At 63.4% G+C, this 17925-nt stretch carries 21 protein-coding genes; 4 read left to right on the forward strand and 17 right to left on the reverse strand.

The features are described 5' to 3' along the window. Window positions 1–6: 6 nt before the first annotated feature. The 6 genes from ABIC94_RS12490 to ABIC94_RS12515 all read right to left on the reverse strand — a co-directional run bounded on the left by ABIC94_RS12490 (window position 7) and on the right by ABIC94_RS12515 (window position 4887). Window positions 7–285, reverse strand: a complete 279-nt coding sequence (locus ABIC94_RS12490; RefSeq protein WP_354373319.1) for a hypothetical protein — start codon at window positions 283–285, stop codon at window positions 7–9. Beyond that, the gene (locus ABIC94_RS12495) at window positions 282–1316 is read right to left on the reverse strand and encodes a glycerophosphodiester phosphodiesterase (protein WP_354373320.1); all 1035 of its coding nucleotides are present in this window, start codon (window positions 1314–1316) and stop codon (window positions 282–284) included. The genes ABIC94_RS12490 and ABIC94_RS12495 overlap by 4 nt, the downstream gene beginning before the upstream one ends. After that, window positions 1313–1894 (reverse strand): DUF1439 domain-containing protein, encoded by a 582-nt coding sequence (locus ABIC94_RS12500; RefSeq protein WP_354373321.1) that lies wholly within the window; start codon window positions 1892–1894, stop codon window positions 1313–1315. The genes ABIC94_RS12495 and ABIC94_RS12500 overlap by 4 nt, the downstream gene beginning before the upstream one ends. Before the next feature lie 50 nt (window positions 1895–1944). Then, the gene (locus ABIC94_RS12505) at window positions 1945–2913 is read right to left on the reverse strand and encodes a succinylglutamate desuccinylase (RefSeq protein WP_436317999.1); all 969 of its coding nucleotides are present in this window, start codon (window positions 2911–2913) and stop codon (window positions 1945–1947) included. A gap of 2 nt (window positions 2914–2915) precedes the next feature. Beyond that, window positions 2916–3896, reverse strand: a complete 981-nt coding sequence (locus ABIC94_RS12510) for a Bug family tripartite tricarboxylate transporter substrate binding protein (protein ID WP_354373323.1) — start codon at window positions 3894–3896, stop codon at window positions 2916–2918. 97 nt (window positions 3897–3993) lie between these two features. After that, window positions 3994–4887: a LysR family transcriptional regulator gene (locus ABIC94_RS12515; RefSeq protein ID WP_354373324.1), complete on the reverse strand. Its 894-nt coding sequence runs from the start codon at window positions 4885–4887 to the stop codon at window positions 3994–3996. 201 nt (window positions 4888–5088) lie between these two features. On the opposite strand from ABIC94_RS12515, the gene ABIC94_RS12520 reads away from it, so the two are divergent. Then, window positions 5089–6054, forward strand: a complete 966-nt coding sequence (locus ABIC94_RS12520) for a DUF72 domain-containing protein (RefSeq protein ID WP_354373325.1) — start codon at window positions 5089–5091, stop codon at window positions 6052–6054. A 26-nt stretch (window positions 6055–6080) separates the two neighbouring features. Here ABIC94_RS12520 and ABIC94_RS12525 read toward each other — a convergent pair whose 3' ends face one another. The 7 genes from ABIC94_RS12525 to ABIC94_RS12555 form a co-directional block, all read right to left on the reverse strand. Then, on the reverse strand, window positions 6081–6848 hold the full coding sequence (locus ABIC94_RS12525) for an amino acid ABC transporter ATP-binding protein (protein WP_354373326.1): 768 nt from the start codon (window positions 6846–6848) through the stop codon (window positions 6081–6083). After that, window positions 6832–7485: an amino acid ABC transporter permease gene (locus ABIC94_RS12530; protein ID WP_354373327.1), complete on the reverse strand. Its 654-nt coding sequence runs from the start codon at window positions 7483–7485 to the stop codon at window positions 6832–6834. Before ABIC94_RS12530 ends, ABIC94_RS12525 begins: the two co-directional genes overlap by 17 nt. Before the next feature lie 17 nt (window positions 7486–7502). Further along, a complete protein-coding gene (locus tag ABIC94_RS12535; protein WP_354373328.1) occupies window positions 7503–8159 on the reverse strand; it encodes an amino acid ABC transporter permease in 657 nt (218 codons plus the stop codon). 44 nt (window positions 8160–8203) lie between these two features. Next, window positions 8204–9004 (reverse strand): transporter substrate-binding domain-containing protein, encoded by an 801-nt coding sequence (locus tag ABIC94_RS12540; RefSeq protein ID WP_354373329.1) that lies wholly within the window; start codon window positions 9002–9004, stop codon window positions 8204–8206. Beyond that, window positions 9001–9762 carry a GntR family transcriptional regulator gene (locus ABIC94_RS12545; protein WP_354373330.1) on the reverse strand — a complete coding sequence of 254 codons (762 nt, stop codon included), beginning with the start codon at window positions 9760–9762 and terminating at the stop codon, window positions 9001–9003. Before ABIC94_RS12545 ends, ABIC94_RS12540 begins: the two co-directional genes overlap by 4 nt. A 435-nt stretch (window positions 9763–10197) precedes the next feature. Continuing rightward, window positions 10198–11175 (reverse strand): Bug family tripartite tricarboxylate transporter substrate binding protein, encoded by a 978-nt coding sequence (locus tag ABIC94_RS12550; protein ID WP_354373331.1) that lies wholly within the window; start codon window positions 11173–11175, stop codon window positions 10198–10200. A gap of 46 nt (window positions 11176–11221) precedes the next feature. After that, entirely contained in the window at window positions 11222–11662 is a 441-nt protein-coding gene (locus tag ABIC94_RS12555) for an OsmC family protein (RefSeq protein ID WP_354373332.1), read from the reverse strand. Window positions 11663–11883: 221 nt separating this feature from the next. Here ABIC94_RS12555 and ABIC94_RS12560 point away from each other — a divergent pair, with 221 nt between their 5' ends. From ABIC94_RS12560 to ABIC94_RS12570, 3 genes are all read left to right on the forward strand, one after another. Next, window positions 11884–13575 carry a long-chain fatty acid--CoA ligase gene (locus ABIC94_RS12560; RefSeq protein ID WP_354373464.1) on the forward strand — a complete coding sequence of 564 codons (1692 nt, stop codon included), beginning with the start codon at window positions 11884–11886 and terminating at the stop codon, window positions 13573–13575. Window positions 13576–14062: 487 nt separating this feature from the next. Next, on the forward strand, window positions 14063–15343 hold the full coding sequence (locus ABIC94_RS12565) for a DNA sulfur modification protein DndB (protein ID WP_354373333.1): 1281 nt from the start codon (window positions 14063–14065) through the stop codon (window positions 15341–15343). Continuing rightward, window positions 15340–15813, forward strand: coding sequence for a hypothetical protein (locus tag ABIC94_RS12570; protein ID WP_354373334.1), 474 nt, complete (start codon window positions 15340–15342; stop codon window positions 15811–15813). The genes ABIC94_RS12565 and ABIC94_RS12570 overlap by 4 nt, the downstream gene beginning before the upstream one ends. On the opposite strand, the gene ABIC94_RS12575 is transcribed toward ABIC94_RS12570, so the two are convergent. The 4 genes from ABIC94_RS12575 to ABIC94_RS12590 are packed head-to-tail and all read right to left on the reverse strand — an operon-like array spanning window position 15785 to window position 17172. Further along, window positions 15785–16177 carry a hypothetical protein gene (locus tag ABIC94_RS12575; RefSeq protein ID WP_354373335.1) on the reverse strand — a complete coding sequence of 131 codons (393 nt, stop codon included), beginning with the start codon at window positions 16175–16177 and terminating at the stop codon, window positions 15785–15787. The genes ABIC94_RS12570 and ABIC94_RS12575 overlap by 29 nt on opposite strands. Beyond that, window positions 16174–16326, reverse strand: coding sequence for a DUF72 domain-containing protein (locus ABIC94_RS12580; RefSeq protein ID WP_354373465.1), 153 nt, complete (start codon window positions 16324–16326; stop codon window positions 16174–16176). Before ABIC94_RS12580 ends, ABIC94_RS12575 begins: the two co-directional genes overlap by 4 nt. A 25-nt stretch (window positions 16327–16351) precedes the next feature. Further along, the gene (locus ABIC94_RS12585; RefSeq protein WP_354373336.1) at window positions 16352–16957 is read right to left on the reverse strand and encodes a hypothetical protein; all 606 of its coding nucleotides are present in this window, start codon (window positions 16955–16957) and stop codon (window positions 16352–16354) included. A gap of 20 nt (window positions 16958–16977) precedes the next feature. Beyond that, on the reverse strand, window positions 16978–17172 hold the full coding sequence (locus ABIC94_RS12590) for a hypothetical protein (RefSeq protein ID WP_354373337.1): 195 nt from the start codon (window positions 17170–17172) through the stop codon (window positions 16978–16980). Between the last annotated feature and the right edge of the window lie 753 nt (window positions 17173–17925).

Here is a 17925-nt window from a genome sequence, read left to right on the forward strand (position 1 = left end):
CTCTTCTCAGGACACCAGCTGCGCGCGGGCCTTGTCGACCCACACCTGCAGGTTGTCGAGCAGGTCTTTCTGGCTGAATGAGCAGCTCTCTTCGCTGAACAGCGCGCTCGATTCGAGCCGGTCGAGCAGGTTCAGCAGCACTTCGCCATAGCGCGGCGGCAGGGCTGCGAGCAGTTCGCTGCTTGCGCGCGCTTCGTTCGAAAGGACGGTGATCGATTCGCCGCGGCCGTTGCGCAGCGCGTCGATTCGCGTGCCGATGGCGTCGAGTTGCGATGCTGCGTTCATGCGCCGGCCTTTCCGGGCGGCGGCAGCGAGAGGCCGCGCTCGCGCACCAGGTCGCGCAGCACGTCGGGGTAGTCGGTAATGATGCCGTCCACGCCCCAGTCCATCAGCCGCAGCATGTCGGCGCGCTGGTTCACGGTCCAGGGCAGCACCTTGAAGCCGAGCCCTTGCGCCTCCTTGATGGCTGGGGGTGTCAGGTCGGCGTAGGCCGGCGACCAGATGACAGGCGCACCCGGCTTGCCGGCGGCGGCCTTGACCAGTTGCGGCGTCGAAGCGAAATCGGTGGCGTTGAGGCCGGCTGTCCAGCGGCTGTCCTTGAGCGTACGCGGTGAGCTCAAATAAGCCCGCGGCAATTGCGGCGCGAGCTGCCCGACCAGCGCCAGCGTGCGCCAGTCGAAGCTCTGAATCGTCACCCGGCCGCCCATCTGCGCCTTGTCGATTTCGGCGAGCAGGGCGCGCACCATCGGCTCGGGCGCGGCGGTTTCGTCGGGCCTGGTCGGGTCGATCTTGGTTTCGATGTTGAAGCGCACCGTTGCGGCCGCGGTGCCGCGTGCGCGCACGTGGTCGAACAGGGCGGCCAGCGTGGGAATGCGTTCGCCGTCATGCGGCTGCTGCAGCGCGAACTGCTTGCCGTAGTTGCTCGCGGGGTTCAGTCGGCCCACGTCGTAGCTCTGAAGCTGCGCCAGCGTGAGAGAGCGGACGGTTGCGCCGGTCTTCGGCGCGAGCCAGGCGCTGTTTGCGTCGCGCGTGTGGTCGGGGTTGAGCGCGGTGTCGTGCGAGATGACGACCACGCCGTCGGCCGTGAGCCCGATGTCGAGCTCGAGCGTGTTCACGCCCAGGTCGATGGCTTTCGAGAACGCCGCCAGTGTGTTCTCGGGCGCGAGGCCACGCCCTCCCCGGTGGGCCTGCAGGTCGAAGTGCTGCTTGGCCCTGGGCAGGATGGCCGCGCAGCCGGCCATGAACAGCGCGCCGGCAATGCATGCCGCCAAGGTGCCCGAGGCGAAACGATGCGCGCGAAGTAGGGAAGCGGTCATTTCAGCTGCACCTTGATGCCGTCGTCCTGAACAGTGATGTCGCCGATCTCGTAGGTCTTGCGTCCGACCGTGAGCTCGTCGGCGGTAAAGCTGCGCAGCACCTGACCTTGCAGCAGTTCCTGCGCCACCAACGCGCCCACCTGCTGCAGGCGTTCCGCATCGCGGCCGTGTACGCCCTGCAGCTCGATGCGTTCGGCCTTGGGTTGGTCGAGCCGCAGCGCGCGCGTGGTGGCGTCGTAGCGCAGCGCGCTGCTGACCGACACCACGCCTTGCACGGGCGAGGCGGCCAGCAACGGGCTTGCAATCGTCAGCGTGGCCGTGATGGCCGCGCGGTTCCCGCGTGCGTCCAGGCCCAGCTGCGGGTCGCGCAGCCCGACCATGAAAATCTCGGCATAGCGCTCGGCCACCGGAAAGCGCTTGGCGATCTGCGTTTGCAGCTCATCGCGCGTTGCGGTGTATTCGCTGGTGAAGAAATTGAAGCCGGCCAGCGCCGAGAGCGGCGACTGCAGGGCGGCGGCACCCAATAGCGCGCACAGCAGCCAGCGGCGGGAAGGGAAGGGCAGGGGGCGGGTTTGCATACTCCTTGGAGCTTGCCACAGCCCGAAAGCTCCCGCCAGCCGGCCCAGGTTCAGAGTAGCCTGCGACGGGCGTAGCGCACCACTGTTACGCCCGGCTTGGCCTGGCGCGTCGAGGGCATGACGAGCACGCAATCGTCATAGGGCGTGGTCACGGGTTCGCCGTCGTTCCAGCCGATGACGGTGCCTGCGCGCTCGATCACCTCCAGCCCTGTAAAGGGCTGTGCAAAGCGAAAATCCTCGCTGCGCGCCACCACCGGTCCGGTCACGTCCAGCGCCCATTGGCGCGGTGCGTCCGGCTGCAGCCAGCCGGGCAGTTGCTGCGCAATGGCGGCATCGTCCAGGGTGCCGGCCGCTCGCAGGAAGCGCGCGCACTGGTCTTGGGCCACGGTGCGGCTGGCGGGGTCGCCGTGGAAGCCGCACTCCACCAGCAGCGCATGGGCGTCGCTTTGCGCGTCTGGCATACCAAACCGGCCGAAATCGCGCATGCGTACGCCGTCCTTGTGGCCGGCATCGATGACCACATGCTCCGGGCTGCGCATCGCCTGCGCCAGCCGCAGGTTGCGCGGCTGCGTGCCGGTAAGGGTCAGCGGCGCGGAGGGCTCGTGCATCGAGTGCAGGTCCAGCAGCCAGTCGGCCTGGGCTACAAAGGACTGCAGCGCCGCGGCGCGCCGCCGCTCCCGCGTGGTGGCGGCCTCCAGCCGTTCCGGCGACCATTGGCGGTTGAGGTCTTCGTCGACGAAGCGGGAGGCATCGTGGTCCGCGGGATCGAAGCGCTCGAAGGCCTCCAGGTTGCAGAACGCCAGCGTGAGCCGGCCGCTCCGGGGGCGAACACCCGCTTCCAGCAGGCCCTTGAGCGCCCAGGCGCCGCACACTTCGTTGCCATGCACGAGCGCACTGATCATCACGTGCCGGCCGGGCACCGCGGATTCGAATTGCCAGACGCCTTCGGTGCCGGTGTTGCCGGCGCGCCATGCGGCGATGTCGGGGGCGGGGAGTTCAAAAAGAAGAGACGCGGACAAGCTCATTCCTTGATGTTGGCGAATTTGACGATGGTCTTGTACTTGGCGGTTTCGCTGACGAGAAACTTGTCGATCTCCACATCCGAGGTCGGGACAACCGAACTCGCGGCATCCATCTTCTTGCGGAAGTCGGGCGACTGCAGCGTTTCGCCCAATGCCTTCTTCAGTCTTGCCGCCACCGGCTCCGGCAGCTTTGCAGGCCCCATCAGCGCAAACCAGACGCCGATGTCCAGGCTCTTCAGGTTGGGGTTCTCGTTGAGGGCGGGCAGGTCTGGCGTGACGGCCGACCGCTTGGCCTCGGTGGTGCCCAGCGCCACCATCTTGCCGCTGCGGATGTAGGGCAATGCGCTGGAAAGAACGAACACGCCGAAGTCGATGTTGCCGCCCAGCAGGTCGTTGGTCAGCGGCGCCACGCCGCGGTAGGGCACGTGCGTCATGAAGATGCCGCCCTGCTGCTTGAGCATCTCGCCCGCCAGGTGCAGGGAGGTGCCGACGCCGGAGCTGCCGTAGCTGTACTTGCCGGGGTTCTTCTTCAGCAGCGCAAGAAATTCGCCGGAGTTCTTCACGCCGGCCGACGGGGCCGCCACCAGCACTAGCGGCTGGGACGCGATCAGGCCGATGGCGGTGAAGTCCTTCAACTCGTACTTCACGTTGCCGTTGACCAGCTTGTTGATCGCCACTTCGTTGCTGGCGCCGACGAGCAGCGTGTAGCCATCGGGCGCGGCATTGGCAACCTTTTGTGCGCCGATGGCTCCACCGGCTCCGCCCACGTTCTCGATGATCACCGGCACGCCCAGCCGGCTCGACAACTCGACGCCGAGCGCACGCCCGGTGAGGTCGGTGGAGCCGCCGGGCGGGTAGGCCACCACCAGCGTGATCGGTTTGCTCGGGTACGCCTGGGCATTGGCCGGAGCGGATGCCGCGCAGGCGAGGCCGCACAGCGCCAGGGCGAGGCTCGAAGAGAAAGCACGGGGAAGACGCATCGTTGCCTCTGGGGATGTAGTAATCCCGAGAATTCTGTGCGGCCTTTTGCTCTGGCGTGTGCCGTATTGGCACGAACCCGTGCCGATGGAGCCGATGTCAGCGCGGCGCCATTGCTTGCCAAACGCTTTCGGCCAGTGTTCCCAGGCGGCGCTTGGGCCGGTAGAGCCGAACTTCGAAGCGCACTTCCATGCGCCGCCCGCCCGCCGGCACCAACCGGCCGGCCTTGCAATCGCCTTGCACCATGGACCACGGCAGCCACGCCACGCCAAGGCCTCTCAGTGCATATTCATAGAGCGCGTCGGCCGAATCGGATTCGATGCAACGCTTGAGGCGTGGCGCCTGGGGATTGTTGGCCAGCAGGTCTTCCACCATGCGGCCCATCGCAAGCGTGCGGACGTACGAGAGAAACGGCACTTCGCCGGCACCCTCGAAGCTGTGCATCGCGCGGCCCTGCGCGTCCGCGAGCGACACTGGAACGAGCTTGTCTGACGCCACCGTCACATGGGAAAACTGCCGCCCGTCGAGCCGGACGGTGAGGGCGGCGTGGTGAAAGATGAGCGAGAAATCCACCTCGTTGTGTTCCAGCATGCGCACCGTTTCCGCCAGTGCGCCGGTCAGCACCCGCACTTCGCCCTGCCGCAGCAGGGGCCGCAGGCGCACCAGCCAGTCGGCCATTACCGTGCGCGCCAGCGTGCGGCCGGTAACCAGCGTGACCGTGCGCGCCTGCCGGCCCGCCACGTTGCGCATTTCCTCGCGCGAGCCCTCGACACTGCGCACCACCTGGCTCGCGTGGTCCAGAAAATTCTCGCCCGCGGCCGTCAGCACTACCGGCGAACTGCCGCGCTCGATCAGCACCGTGCCGGCCCATGATTCAAGTGCGCGGATGCGCCGTCCGAAGGCCGGATGCGTGACGTGGCGAAGCTCGGCGGCGCGCGTGAAGCTGCGCGTCTGCGCCAACGCGATGAAGTCTTCCATCCATTTGAACTGCATGGCGGTCGAGGCTGCTAGTAGCCCGAGGGGTTGGTGTGCTCGATGTGCATCGGGACGGATCTTAAGCATGGCCCGCCCGCTGATTCGCACGAAGGGCGCTGCAAGTTCCGCATGCTGCTATGCGAAAAGGAAAATCTCCTACGCCACGATGCCGCCCGGCAAGCGAGCTTCGAGGCTTCAGCACAAGAGCACGAGCAAACGATGCAGGGCGCGACGCGAATCGGTATTTCTGGCTGGCGCTATGCGCCATGGCGGGGGCGCTTCTACCCGAAGGGGCTGGCGCAGCGCCTCGAACTCGACTTTGCCTCGCGCATGCTCCCCACCATCGAGATCAACGGTTCGTTCTATTCGCTGCAGCGCCCCGTGTCGTACCAGGCGTGGCACGACGCAACGCCGGACGATTTCGTGTTTGCGGTGAAGGGGCCTCGCTACATCACCCACAACCTGTGGCTCAAGGATCCACTCACTGCGCTGGCCAACTTCTTTGCCTCGGGCGTGTTCGCGCTCGGCTCCAAGCTGGGTCCGATCCTGTGGCAGTTGCCGCCGTCCTTTGCCTACGACGCCGATCGCCTCGAGGAGTTTCTGGCACTGTTGCCGAGGGACGGCCGGTCCGCCCTTGCGCTGGCCCGGCAGCACAACGAGAAGCTGGACGACGACCGCGCGTTTCTGAAGGTGCCCGCGAAGCTGCAGATCCGGCATGCGATGGAGGTGCGGCATGCGAGCTTCGAGAACCCGGGCTTCATTGCGATGCTGCGCCGGCACGGCGTTGCGCTGGTGGTTGCCGACACCGCGGGGCGCTGGCCCCTGCTCGAAGACCTTTGCGCCGATTTTGTCTACATGCGGCTGCATGGCGACAAGGAGCTCTACGCGAGCGGCTACAGCGACGAGGCGCTCGATCGCTGGGCCGGGCGCATGGATGCCTGGCGCAACGGGCGGCAGGTCAAGGATGCAAGGCTGGCCGAACCCTCGCGCCTGCTGTCACGCAAGAAGGGGCGCGATGTTTACTGCTACTTCGACAACGACGTGAAGGTGCATGCGCCATACGATGCCGCGCATCTGGCCGCCCGGCTCGGTGTGGCCACAGGGCTGGGGCCGAAAGACAGCTTCGTCTTGCCGCCCGGCATGGCCGTGCGAAAGCCCGCGCGTGGACGGGCTCGCAAGAAGTAGCAGCGCTTCCCGGGTCAGTCGGTCGGTCAGTCGTGCAGCGACGAAAGAAACTGCTTCAGTTCGGCCGTCTGCGGATTGCCGAACATTTCCGCCGGTGGTCCCATCTCATGCACGCGGCCCTGGTGCATGAAGATCACACGGTCGCTCACCTTGCGCGCGAAGCTCATCTCGTGCGTGACCATCAGGAGCGTCATGCCTTCGTCGGCCAGCGACTCGACCACGCGCAGCACTTCGCCCACGAGTTCCGGGTCGAGTGCGGAGGTGATTTCGTCGCACAGCAACACGGCGGGCTCCATCGCCAGAGCGCGGGCGATCGCCACGCGCTGCTGCTGGCCGCCGGAGAGCTGGTCGGGCATGGCGTCGAACTTCTCGGCCAGGCCCACGCGATCGAGCAGCTTGCGCGCCTGCGAGGCCGCTTCCATGCTGCCGCGCTTCTTCACCAACGTGGGCGCGAGCATCACGTTCTTGCCGACCGTGAGATGCGGAAACAGGTTGAAGCTCTGGAAGATCATGCCCACGCGCTGGCGCAGCTCGCGCATGGCCATGGCGCTCTCGTGCAGCAGGGGCTTGCCGTCGACGGTGAGGGAGCCTTCCTGGAACACCTCGAGCCCGTTGATGCAACGCAGCAGCGTGCTCTTGCCCGAGCCGCTCTTGCCGATGATGGCGATGACCTCGCCGCGCTTCACGTCGAGGTCGATGCCCTTGAGCACCTCGTTGGCGCCGTACGATTTGCGCAGCGCGGTCACGCGCACGATGGGCGCGGCGGAGGTGTAGGGTTCAAGCACGGCGGCCATGGGATTTCCTCTCGAGGTTCTTGGCGTACAGGCTTACCGGGAAGCACAGCACGAAATAAAGCAGCGCCACGCAGCTGAACACCACGAAGGGTTGGAAGGTGGCGTTCGAAATCATGCTGCCGGCCTTGGTGAGTTCGACAAAACCGATCACCGAGGCGAGCGCCGTGCCCTTGATGACCTGCACCAGAAAGCCGACTGTCGGCGCAATCGCGATCTTCACGGCCTGCGGCAAGATGACGTGGCGCATCTGTTCGGCGAAACTCAGCGCCAGGCTGCCTGAAGCCTCCCATTGGCCCTTGGGGATGGAGGCCACGCAACCACGCCATATTTCGGTAAGAAAGGCGCTGGTGTAGAGGGTGAGCGCCACGCTGGCCGCGGTCCATGCCGACACGTCCACGCCGAACAGCGCAATGCCGAAGTACGCGAGAAACAGCTGCATCAGCAGCGGCGTGCCCTGGAACAGCTGCACGTAGAAGCCGACGGCGCGGTTCATGACGCTGCCGCCGCGCAAGCGCAGGAACAGCAGCAAGGCGCCCATCAACCCGCCGCCGACGAAAGCAATGAGCGAAAGCACGACAGTCCAGCGCAGCGCCATCAGCAGGTTGCGCAGGATGTCCCAGAGAGAAAAATCGACCATGTGGGGGCTTCCTGCGTTCAGCGGCCGAAGAAGAACTTCGGTCCGGCCCAGTTGAGCAATTTGCGCAGCGCCACCGCCAGCGCCAGATAGATCAGCGTGGCGACGATGAAGGCCTCGAAGGCGCGGAAGTTGCGGCTCTGGATGAGGTTGGCCGCATAGCTCAGCTCTTCGGTTGAAATCTGCCCGCACACCGCGGAGCCCAGCATCACGATGATGATCTGGCTCACCATGGCGGGCCACACCTTCTTGAGCGCCGGCGGCAAGATGACGCGGGTGAACACCTGCACCTTGTTGAGCGCAAGGCTCACGGCAGCCTCGATCTGCCCCTTGGGCGTGGCCTCGATGCCGGCGCGGATGATTTCCGTGGCGTAGGCCCCGAGGTTCATCACCATCGCAATGATCGATGCCGTCTCCGGCGTGAGCTTGACGCCCGCCGCGGGCAGCCCGAAGAAGATGAAGAACAGCTGCACGATGAAGGGCGTGTTGCGGATCAGCTCCACATAGCTGCCGACGAGCCAGCGAAGCCACGCGGGCCCGCTGGCGCGCGCCCAGGCGCAGGCCACGCCCACGGCCATGCCGATGAGGGTGGCAATGGCCGTGAGGCCGACCGTCCAGGCCACCCCTTTGGCGAGCAGCCGCCAGTCGACAAGAACTGCACCGAAGTCGAATTCCATGGCCGCGCCTTCTTCTTTACTCGTCGGGGTTCAGCGGTGGTCGGTCAGACGGGCAGGTCGCCGGCGGCCTTGCCGAGCCACTTCTTCGACATGGTGTCCAGCGTGCCGTCCTTCTTGGCTGCGGCAATGATCTCGTTGACCTTGGTCTTCAATGCGGTTTCGCCCTTGGCAATGCCGATGAAGCAGGGGCTGTCTTTCAGCAGCAGCTTGAATTCGGCGCTCACCTTCGGGTTCTTGGCGAGCATGTCGCCCGCCACCGCGGCGCTGGTTGCAAGGGTTTGCGTCTGGCCGGCCACGAAGGCGGCGATGGTCGCGTTGTTGTCCTCGAAACGGCGGTAGTCGACGTTCGGCGGCGCCACCTTGTTCAGCTCCTGGTCTTCCATTGCACCGCGCGTCACGGCGACGGTCTTGCCGGCCATGTCGGCAAAGCTGGTGAGCTTCATGCTCTTGGCGGCATACACGGCCTGGAAGAAGGGCGCGTAGGCGGAAGAGAACTCGATCACCTTCTCGCGTTCGGCGTTCTTGCCGAGCGTGGAGATCACGAGGTCGGCCTTGCGGGTCTGCAGGTAGGGAATGCGGTTGGCGCTGGTCACGGGCACCAGCTCGACCTTCACGCCCAGCTTGGCGGCAATGAGCTCGGCCATTTCAACGTCGAGGCCCTGGGGCTTCATGTTCTTGTCGACCGAGCCGTACGGCGGGTAGTCGGTCGGCACGGCGATCTTGATGGTCTTGGCCTTCAGCACGTTGTCGAGCGCGTTCTGGGCCTGGGCGGTGCCGGCTGCGGCCAGCATGGCAACGGAAGCAAGCGCGAGCGTGAGGTGGCGTTTGGACGAAGAGAAAGTCATAGCAGGGCTCCTAGGTAAGTCGAAGAATCGGGGTCATTGGGAGAAGACGCGGCCGGCTTGCGCCGCTTCGGCCTGGCCGCAGTGTTCTGTTGCAGCGGCGCCAGCGCATCGCGCAGTTGCGCAAGCGGATCGGTCGGCGCCTGCACGCGCAGCGCGGACTGCACGGTGCCGATGTGCGCTGCCATCAGGGCTTCGGCCGCGGCGTGGTCGCCCCGTTCGAGTGCGGCAACGATCTGCACGTGGTCTTCGCACGACTGCACCGCGTCGTGCGTGCTTTGGTAGAGCATGGCGATCAGCGTGGTGCGCGCCGTGAAGTCGCGCAGCGTGTCGGCCAGCAGCGTGTTGCCCAGGCATTCGGCCAGGCACACATGAAAGTCGCCCAGAAGAAAGCTGCGGTTGCCGACGTCGCTTTCTTTCAGCGCCGCTTTTTCACGCTGAAGATGAGACTTCAGCTGGCGCAGCGCGGTCTTGTCGATCTTGCCGGTGCTTCGAATGAGGCCAAGCTCTATGACGCGCCGCGCCTCGAAGGCCTCGCGTGCTTCTTCCTGCGAAGGCTCGATGACGAACCAGCCACGCCGTGCGCTCACCGTAACAATGCCGCGCGCCGCCAGCCGGGTGAGGGCTTCGCGCACGATGGTGCGGCTGCAGTCGAAGAGCATTGCCAGCTGCTGTTCGCCCAGGCGCGAACCCGGCGCGAGCTTCTGCGCCATCACCGCTTCGACGATGCGTGCACTGATTTCGGATGCGGATGTAGACATTGGTCTGCATACCAGCAGCTTTTGTGCCAACTGGTATGCAAGATATGTGCACCGAAATGGGTTTGCGCTGCATGCCGGTGGTGCATGGCGCCTGCTTCAGCGTGCTCGTTTCGGGGGGGCGTGCGTTTGGGGCGCCGCTGTTCGGGGCGGCGCACCCGCCGACGGGGTACCTTTCTCCGCGAATGTCCCCCGGCCTACGGCCTCCTCCTTTATTTCGCTGCGCAAGGCACCCCATCAGCGGGTGCGTTGCAAAGAGCGGTCGTTGATCAGTGGAACACCAGCAGCGTGTCCCAGTGCACAGGGCATCGGGTGCTCCCCGCAGCGAAATAAAGGAGGAGCCGAAGGCGGGGGACATTCGCGGAGGGGAGTACCCGGTGGCCTTTGCACAAGCCCTGAACCGAACCGCCAGCGATCGCCCTGAGCCGAGCCAGCAAATCAATCCATCCGCGCGCCCGAAGCCTTCACCGCCTTGTCCCAGCGCGGCGTCTCGGTGGCAAGAAAGCGCGCGAAGTCCTCGCTGCCCAGATAGGCCGGGTCCGCGCCCTGGCTCACCATGCGGTCGCGCACCTCGGCACTGGTCAGCACCTGCTTGAATGCGTCGCTCAACTTGGCGACCACGTCCTTGGGTGTGTCCTTCGGGGCGAAGAAGCCGTAGAAGCCCACCACCTCGAAGCCCTTGATTCCTGATTCGATGACCGTCGGCACATCCGGCAAGGCGGGGTTGCGCTCGCGGCTGGTCACGGCCAGGGCGCGGACCTTGCCCTGCTTGTGATAGTTGGCCGCCTGCGGAATGGATTCGGCCATGAACTGCACCTGCCCGCCCATCAGGTCCGTAAAGGCCGGCGCACTGCCGCGGTAGGGGATGTGCACCATGAAGATGCCCGTCGCGGTCTTGAACATCTCGGGCACGAGGTGGCTGATGCCGCCGTTGCCGGCGGAGCCGTAGTTGACCTGCCCGGGCCGTGCCTTGGCGTAGTCGACGAACTGCTTGAGGTTCTGTACCGGCAGCTTGGGCGTGACCAAGAGCGCCAGCGGCTGCATGGCGGTGCGTGCAATGGGCACGAAGTCGCGCTGCGTGTTGTAGGGCAGTTTGCTGTAGAGCGCGCCGTTGATCACGGCCACGCCGGTGTTGGCCAGCATCAGCGTGTAGCCGTCGGCCGGGCTCTTGGCGACAGCGTCCGCACCCACCGAGCCGCCAGCCCCGGGCTTGTAATCGACGATCAGGGGCTGACCGAGCACGGCCTGCAGCTTGTCGGTGAGCAGGCGCGCGTGCTGGTCGAGCGGGCCGCCGGCCGGGAAGCCGATGACGACCTTGATCGGCTTGTCGGGGTAGGCGGCCATGGCGGGGGTGCCCAGGCCGAACGACGCGACGGAAAAAGCAGCCAGGATGGCGGCGCGGACCGGGTGGGTCATGGAAATCGTCTCCTCTTTTTAGTGGAGACGATCATAAGCAGCAGCGCTAGCCCGCCAGCGTCGCCTTCAGCGTGATCTCCGGCACGCTGGCCAGCGCTTTCGACAACGGACAGCCGGCCTTGGCGGCGGCTGCGATCTGCTGGAACTTCGCTTCGTCGAGATTCGGCACGCTGGCGTCGAGCTCGAGCGCAATGCGGTCGATCTTGAAGCCCTCGCCGTCCTTGGCCAGTCGCACGGCGGCCTTGGTGTCGATCTTGGTGGCGGTGAAGCCCTCTTTCTCGAGAGCGAAGGCAAAGGCCATCGTCAGGCAGGCCGCATGGGCCGCGCCGACGATTTCCTCGGGGTTGGTGCCGCGCTTGTCGTCCTCGAAGCGGCTCGCGAAGCCGTAGGGGTAGTCCTTGAGGGCGCCGGTCTCCGTGCTGACCAGGCCCTTGCCGGTCTTGCCGGCGCCTTCCCAGTGAACGCTTGCGTGCTTGTCTGCTGCCATGAAATTCTCCTTCATTCGGGTGACGGGTGATGGGAACGCATGTATCGCGCGGAATGGCCGGCTTGTCTGTAGTCGCAAGGCGCATGCGCTGCAGATCGGCAAATTGAGAAGAATGGGCGTCGCCAAGGTGACGCTCCCGGGGGCTTCCCCGATGGGAGCGGCGGCCGGTGCGGCTTAGGCTGCGGGCTGTTTTTCTTTCTCTCCGTTCGCCTGCCTTGACCATGCAACAACGTCCGCACCACAAGTTCTGGCCCAAACGCCTCCCGCATTCGATCACCGTTCCCACCACTTCTCTGTGGCACAACCTCGCGACTTCGGCGGCGCGCTACCCCGACAAGGCTGCGCTGGTGTTCTTTGGCCGCGTGGTGACCTACCGCGATTTCGCCGCCCAGGCCGAGCGCCTGGCCGGCACGCTGCAGGCCATGGGCGTGAAGCGCGGCGACCGCGTGGTGCTGAACATGCAGAACTGCCCGCAACTCGTGATCGCGCATTTCGCGATCCTGCGGGCCAATGCCGTGGTGGTGCCGGTCAACCCGATGAACCGGGCCGAAGAGCTCAAGCACTACATCGTCGATCCCGATGCCAAGGTCGCCATCACCACCGGCGACCTGGCCGGCGAGCTGGCCAAGGCCAGCAACGCGCTGCCGCCCGGGCAGCAGCTCGATCACATCATCGTCACCCAGTTCACCGACGCCTTCGACGCCGACGCAACCGGCGACGACGCCCCCGCGCCGGCGTGGAAAGATTGGCTCACCACGCGCCATCCGCTGCCCGAGCTGACCGGCGGCAAGGCCATGGCCTGGACCGATGCGCTCGCGGCCGGCCATCCGGTGCCCGAGCATGTGGTGGGCGCCAACGACATGGCCTTGCTGCCCTACACCAGCGGCACCACCGGACTGCCCAAGGGCTGCGTGCACCACCATTCGAGCCTCATGCACAACGCGGTGGCCGGCCAGCTCTGGGGCCAGGCCACCTCGGAGGCGGTGGTGCTGGCCGTGGTGCCCATGTTCCACATTACCGGCGTGGTGAGCATGATGCACACCGCCATCCTGGCGGCGGGCACCCTGGTCATCATGCCGCGCTGGGACCGCGACGTGGCCGGGCGGCTCATCTCACGCTGGAAGGTCACGAGCTGGACCAACATCCCGACCATGGTGATCGACCTCATGGCCAGCCCCAATTTCGCGAGCTACGACCTGTCGAGCATCACGCACATCGGCGGCGGCGGTGCAGCCATGCCGCAGGCGGTGGCGCAGCGCCTGTTCGAGCAATACGGCCTCAAGTACCAGGAGGGCTACGGCCTGACGGAAACGGCCGCGCCGTCGCACACCAACCCGTCGGACAACCCCAAGCAGCAGTGCCTGGGCATTCCGTTCATGAGCACCGATGCGCGCGTGGTCGATCCCGATACGTTGAAGGAGTTGCCCGTCGGCGAATCGGGCGAGATCATCATCCACGGCCCCGAGGTGTTCGAAGGCTATTGGAAGCGCCCCGATGCCACCCGGGCCGCCTTTGTCGAGTTCGAAGGCAAGCGCTTTTTTCGCTCGGGCGACATGGGCCGCATGGACGAGGACGGCTATTTCTTCATCACCGACCGTCTCAAGCGCATGATCAACGCGAGCGGCTTCAAGGTGTGGCCCGCCGAGGTGGAGCTGCTGATGTTCCGCCACCCCGCCATCCAGGAAGCCTGCGTCATTTCCACCAAGGACAGCTACCGCGGCGAATCGGTCAAGGCCGTGGTGGTGCTGCGCGCCACGCACAAAAACACCACCGAGCAGGACATCATCGACTGGTGCCGCGAGAACATGGCCGTCTACAAGATTCCGCGCAAGGTGCAGTTCGTCGATGCGCTGCCCAAGAGCGGCAGCGGCAAGGTGATGTGGCGACTACTGCAAGAGGCTGAGAGCCAGTAGGCATGCAGGTTGTATGCTATTAAAAATATAGCAATAAGCAGATATGCGGGGCAAGTACGGAAAATGTACGAAAAACGACAGTTTTAATGCAACGCCCCAAGAAGCACGCCGAGCCCGAGCTGTCCCACGAGATTTGCTGGGCTGCTGGGACCGCGCAGTGTGCCTTTCCCGCCGCCGCAGGGAGCCGGAGCCTACAGCGCGATTACGCTCCGCGATCGGGCCCCGAACCCGCCTAGACGAAAAAACCTGCCAGCGGCCTCTCTGGAGGCACGCAAGGCATTGCCAGGCGGTGTGAGTGCACAACTCACCTTGGCGGCACACATGAAGCGCTGGTGCACTCGCCGCATGATGGCCGGAGTTCTCGCGGTCCAAGTGCCTGCGCACCCATCGACCGATCTCGAAACTTCATTTCGTCAGGCCTAACACTAGTCGTATCGATTGGTGTCACCAGTAAACTCTTGCAACCTAACAGAGGATTACAAGCGGCATGACTGAACCTGATATTGAGGGCTTCCTAGCTAAACCTGTCATGACCGCGAACGGTGGTATTTACACCGGCCGGCTGTCCTTTGACGATGTGCAGTTCACCGGGCGTGGCAAAGACGCGATGGCCACATTTACCATCACGGTCCGGCAATTACTGGATGCAGCGGACTCCGGCTTCCTTTGGACTGACCAAGACGTTCAGCGCGGAGTGCGGCCGGAGATATCTGGGAAGGTGCCACGCGAACTCGCTGTCGGGGACGGTTATCCAGACCCCAAGATTTATATCTTTAGCGAAAGTTCGGCCGACGAAATGGCTGATAAATTGTTGAGAGGCTTTCAACTTTTCATCAATCCGCTCGTGTGGAATTTGAGACCAGGAAAATTCGAGGCATATAACGACCATGCCAATCGAAAAATCTACATGTATGGCGGAAAAGTCTATCTTCCCGATTCACATCACCGGCACCAAGCAATCCTGAAGGCCGCTCGAATCTACAAAGAAGCTCCGCAAGACTACAAGCACTTCGATCTTGAAAAGCAGTTCAAAGTCGATTTGTATTTCTTAAAAAAGGAGGATGAAGGAAATTACTTCTTTCAAAAAAATCAGCTTTCCACTCCAACCGCAAAATCAAAGGCCTACGACCTAACAACCCAAGACGATCTCTCTGTTCTTGCTAAAAAAGTAATTGACCTCACCCCGACACTGCATGCAAATGTGAATCGAGTCACAGATCGCTTGTCCGGTAAAACACCGGATGTAGTAACGCTATCTACTTTGAGAGAGATGCTCAGGTCAACAGTAGACTACGACCACCTGGACGAGACTGAGCTTGAAGGGATCGCAAAACTTGCGTCATCCTTCCTTTCAATTCTCGCGAAAATTAGACCTGAACTAGGCGTCTTGCCGGTGACCGACCGGAAGGCAATCCGCCTAAGGTCTCTGGTTGATGCGCCAATAATGTTCCAAGGCTACGGCTCGTTGATATCCGATTTCGTTTCGGATGTTGCCAACCAAGGCTATACGGTTGCTGTAGAAAGCTGGGACGAGAAATTACAAAGACTCGCCGCATCCGTGCAGTACGCAGAAGGTTCATGGGCCGGAGATTTCTTCGATAAAGCCAATCCCGCTTGGACACGGTTAGGAGTCGTGAGGCCTGGACTAACTGGTCATCCCACTGTGAGCAACACTCGGGCATCGAAGCTGCAAGTGTCCCGCGCATTACGCTCTGTTGTTGGCAACGACCCTCAAGAGTCGACCCAGTTAGAGCTGATTGTTCAATGAAGCCGGGTCATAAATCGCTTCTTGATGGGCGAAATGTAGTCCCACTGGAACAACGCGATATAAATCGGGCGGCACAAACTTTTATCGCCTTGGACGACGGAGTCAACGCCAGGTACGAGCCAGACTCTTGGACTCGATTTCAGATCACGATCGACGAGCAAACTGGTGAAGAATACGGTGAAATCGTTTTTTCAGCCGATCTTTACCCCGGACAAAATATCGCCAATCCGAATGCGATTCTCTCCCCTAAGGCTGCAGCCGCTCACGAATTGGCCCACTACTATCGCTGGGAAAGCAAAACAGAATTGCCCCACGGGCAACTGGTCCATATCGACGAGGCGATGACGAGTTTGGAAGCCGCACTTCGTTACGCAGCCAAGTTGAGCTCCGTGGACACAAGTGGCCTCATATCGGATGCATTGGAACGCCTGCGTCGTTTTGTCATTGAAATAAAGCTTGAAAAGAACTGAATAAAATCCAATTAGATGGATAAAAACCAGGATTAGGCTGCGCTCGATAGCCTGTTTCTACAGCTGGGGCCACGCGGCCGAGCCCGATCCGCCCATCATGAACGACGCCGGAACTCGATGCTGATGACGTCGCGCTGCAGGCGGTGCACTCATTCTCGATGCAGTGACTTTCGGCGACAGCATCACCGAGGGCGGGAACTGGAAATGAATCAGTGCGAGCTTGCGGGGGGCGTGCAGCGGCTCCAGCATCGAACTGCTGCCAGAGGGCGTCGCGCACATCCGGTGCAGCATCGCGGTACCTGAGGCGGCTGCTGCTACCCAGCAGCTTGCGCACGGCGGCCAGCAGAACCTGGATCTCGGTCATGTGGCCTGCGAAGAGCGGAACGCCTTCACGTTCATCTTGAACTCGGGCGGCATCCGCTCGACCCACTGCTGGACCATGGACTGGGCCGGCATGGCGTAGTAGCTGCTGTCGACCTCGACCAATGGAAATACCGAGGCGTAGCAGCGCAGCCTGGCATTGGCACGTCGCGCTTATCTAAAGCTTGGCGGCTCCATCTCGCGCTTTGCTCGCAGCGGCCGCGGCTTTTCTGGCAGCCAGTGCATTGTCTTGAAACATAACGGTGGAGGCATCGATCCGGCCAACTCGCTCCACCGCAATCAGGCTCGTCCGCTGACCTCGCCACCGCACAGTTTGCGAAGTCAGTCGCGCACCATTTCTTGCGACGACTTCCCCAGGCTCCGTTTCCGTCGGCCGGCCGTAGCGCTCAGTGAGGACGGCGATGGCTTTGTCGAACTGATCATGATCAGTGTTGAAGAAAATCTCGCTGACGCGTCCCTCGAACGTGTTGAGAGTGGCGTGATACGAAAATCCCAGGTCCGGTGTCCCCCACAAATCACCGCGACCTGGAAAATATGTACTCGGCGCATAGCACAACACCGTTGGCTTTACCTCGTAGTAGCCGACCTGGGGCATTGGCGGGCACACCGGCAATGCCTCGATGGTGGCACCGAGTCGCACTCCAAAAACTGCCGATGGTTCCTGCGCCCATTGAGCATGAGCGGTGGCCATTGCGAATAAACATCCCGCGGCAACTAGTCGCACCGCGAGGAGGGTGGTCGAGAACGATCGGCGGTTCTTCATAGTGATTGCTCCTGACCGAACTAGAGCCACAGGCCCACTAGGAGGACGGGCACCAGCGGCGACGCCGCGTCTACAGATAGTGCGGTGATCGCAGCTGGTAACCAGCCTAGGCCGACGCCCAGCAGAAAGCCGTAATTGGCGATGCAGTAGATCCACGCGACGATGAACGTGACGCCGACTACGCCACCAATGCTTTGATAGATTTCTTTGTTCATGGTGGCAGGGTACGACCAAGGCGCACGTGCATGAAGAGCGATCTGTCATGAATGACGGGGAGGGCCTGTAGGAGTCTTGTCACCCACGACCCTCAATCCGCCCGTCATCGATATTGATGCTCCGGGCGAGGCGGGCGAGCCCAACGCTCAGACCGTTGCCCAACGGCTTGTGCGACGACACCGGCATAGCAGCCAAACCTCGATCGAGGCGATCCGCAGCCTCGAAACAACGGGCGCGCTGAAGGTTGCGGCGCCGCACGCAGTACAGCGTGAACCTGCACAACATCTACCCGCTCGACTTTGCCTGGACGGGTAGTGCAGCCACTGCACCAGTGGTGCATTTGGCGACCGGGGGTAGTGCGCCAGCTGCACCCGAACCTATCAAAGAACCTATCAATAAGAAGAAGGAGAGCGCGAGCGCGAAAATCGCCATCGGCTTGGATGCCCAGACCGTATCTTCACCGCCTCACTGCCGAGCACCTGACGCTCCGAAGAGCGCCCATCCCGGCGTGGATGTTGGACGCCGAGATCGTTGTGCGCTGGCTGCTGGCCCGGTGCGGCGCAAGTCCCGCTTCCTGACGAACTCGCCTGTGCGCCGGCTGGCTCTCCGCTCGCACAGAAGGCCCACACCAGCGAGCGCACCGGTGCAGTACGCCCTGCGCGAGCGACACGAGCGAGCTGGACATCGAGCGCGGCACCGGCCCGAATGGGTGCAACCGCTACCGCGTGGGTGCAAAACCTGCGGGGTGCAGA

Source organism: Variovorax paradoxus, from assembly GCF_040544635.1.
In the GTDB taxonomy this organism is placed as follows: Bacteria; Pseudomonadota; Gammaproteobacteria; order Burkholderiales; family Burkholderiaceae_C; genus Variovorax; species Variovorax paradoxus_R.